Source organism: Symbiobacterium sp., assembly GCF_040797425.1.
GTDB lineage: Bacteria > Bacillota > Sulfobacillia > Symbiobacteriales > Symbiobacteriaceae > Symbiobacterium.
In genome coordinates this window covers 1-2675 of sequence record NZ_JBFNEH010000115.1, presented here as the reverse complement: position 1 = coordinate 2675, position 2675 = coordinate 1, and the positions used below count along the sequence as shown (strand labels likewise).

General features: G+C 68.0%; 1 protein-coding gene. It reads right to left on the bottom strand.

The features are described 5' to 3' along the window. Nucleotides 1–902: 902 nt before the first annotated feature. Nucleotides 903–2258, bottom strand: coding sequence for a 3-phosphoshikimate 1-carboxyvinyltransferase (locus AB2385_RS16865; RefSeq protein ID WP_367656173.1), 1356 nt, complete (start codon nucleotides 2256–2258; stop codon nucleotides 903–905). Between the last annotated feature and the right edge of the window lie 417 nt (nucleotides 2259–2675).

Sequence of the window (2675 nt, the reverse complement as noted above, 5' to 3'; positions counted from 1 at the left end):
CGAACGCTCCGACGGTTCCCCTGCACTCGGTTCCGGTGTCAGGTCGAACGCTCCGGCGGGTTCCCGTGCATGCGGTCCCGTTGTCAGGTCAGATGCTCCAGCGGTTCTTCTGCACTTGGTCCCGTGGTCAGGTCAAACGCTCCGGCGATTCCCTGGACTCGGGTCCGCTGTTGGATCGTGTCCGGCTCCGGTTGACCCGCACCGCACCTTTCTGGCGATCAGGTCCGGTTACGGTTGAACTGTCCCTGCTTTCGCCCCCAGGTCAGGCTAGTGCCGCTCTGCTGTGCGGCGTTCACTCCCCGGGACACAGCCGGCAGGCCCATGGACGGTTGTCTACATATTATATGTGCTGGTTTAGCTCCCAGCGAGAACAGCGACAGCCCTGGAACTAGGGGACCATCCACGCTCAGCGACGGCCGAACACCACACTTCACCGTCGGCGCCAGCATGGCCCTGCTTCCCGCGCTGGGCGAGTACCCGCCCCCAGCACCACTCCACAGCAGTGGCGGGCGTCTGCACCCACAGAGCCTCCGCGAGCCCTTCCCCCGAGCGGGCAACATCCGGGCCCGACCAACTCCCTCAATGTGCACCCCACTGGCGCAAGCACTATGAGACTTTCTCGATACGCACCCCAAACGGCGGCCAGTCCAGTGCGATCATACTTCCGCGATTCGCGCCCCATACTGGCGAGCGATCCAGCGCGCTCAAACCTCCGCGATGCGCACTCCAAAATGGCCAGCCATCCAGCCCGTTCAGACCTCCTCGATGCGGGCCCCAAAATGGCCAGCCATCCAGCCCGTTCAGACCTCCTCGATGCGCACCCCCTCAAACTGGCGAGCCATCCGGCGCGTTCAGACCCCCTCGATGCGCACCCCCCCAAACTGGCGAGCCATCCGGCGCGTTCAGACCTCCTCGATGCGCGCCCCCAGCCGCCGCAGGTCGTCGAAGAAAGCCGGATACGACTTCGCCACATGGTGCGCATCCCGGATCACCACCGGCTCCCGGGCCCGCAGGGAGACAATGGTGAGACCCATGATCACCCGGTGGTCGATGCGGCTCTCCACCGTCACACCGCCCTCTACCCCCTCCGGGCGGCCGTGGACGATCAGCCGGTCCCGCCCCTCCTCCACTCGGGCTCCAAGCATGTTCAACTCCGCCCGGTAGTCCGAGATGCGGTCGCACTCCTTGTAGCGCAGGTTTTCCACATTATATATAACGGTTTCGCCCACAGCGAGAACGGCAGCGGCGGTCAACGCGAGCACGGCGTCGGTGAATGGATCGCCATCGAAACGCCCGCCCCGGAGCGGCCGGCCCCCCCGAATGCGCACCTGCTGCCCGTCGTGGACGATGTCGGCCCCCATCGCCGCCAGCACCTCCACCGCCTGCCGCTCTCCCTGCTCGTCGTGGAAGAGCCGTGGGATGGTCACGTCGGAGGGCACCACCGCCGCGGCCGCCATCAGGGCCGCGGCCCCGGGGTAGTCGCCGGGCACGGTGTACTCCCGGGCCTCGTACCGCTGCCCGCCGGGCACGAAGAAGCGGCGCAGGTCCGGCGCGGCATCCACCCGGATGCCCGCCTCCCGCAGCACCTGCAGGGTCTGGCGGAGGGCCGGGCGGGACTTCAGATCGCCCGTCACCTCGATGGTCACGTCCTGGCCGATCAGCGGCGCGGCGAACAGCAGCGCCGACGTGTACTGGCTCGACACGGAACCGCTCACCCGCACGGTGCCGCCGTGGAGCCCGCCGCTGCCGTGATCCCCCCCTGCTGCCCGGGGCCCTCCGCTCCCCAGGTTCGAGCCCGCCGCCCCGCCGGTCCGGATCGTGATGGGCAGCCGCCCTTCCCGACTCTCCACCGTCGCACCCAGCTGCCCCAGGGCGTCCAGCAGGTCGCCCTGGGGCCTCTTGCCCAGCGAATCGGCGTAGTCGGTGACGAAGGTGATCTCGTCCAGCGTCGCAGCGCAGACGGCCATCAGGAAGCGCAAGACGGCCCCGGCGTTGCCCGGGTTCAGCGTGCGTGGGTTTCTGGGGCGCCGGCCGAAACCCCTCACCCGCAGGTGCTTTCCATCGGGGACGAGCACGGCGCCGAGGTCTGCCAGGCAGCGCTTCAAGGCCGTCGCGTCCTCGCTCTCCGCGGGGAAGCGGATTAAGGACTCACCCTCGGCCAGCGCCGCCGCCAGCAGATAACGCGTCGTGTAGTTCTTGGAGGAAGGCGGGTTCACCACGCCCTCCAGGCGTTCGGCGGGGTAGACGCGCACGTCCATGCAATCGCTCCCCTTCGACTGGGATGGTACACGTTCACACCCTATGCCTCTCTCGTCAGGGATGATGGGCCTCCTGCCCAGGGTTGCGGTCGCGGGTGCTCCTCTCGCCAGGGATGATGGGTGGCCTGGCTGCCAGCGCGCACCGGCGGCGAGCAGGGCACCGGCCCGCGGCATGGCAAGGAGTGACACTCCCGGCCGGGAAGGCACGGTCCCCGGTTGATCCCGTACGGGATGAGGCGAACTGGCCAGGGGATCCCACGCAAGTGCCTGCAGGCAGAAGCCTCACGGGTTCGGTGCACCCACTGGCGGGGGTGACTCTTCGCACCCCCATGGCGGCTTAGGGCGCCGCCGGTTATCGCTTCCTGCCAGATTTTCGTAAGCCGCCTGCTCGAGGGCGTACGAAAATCTAGCACTTCA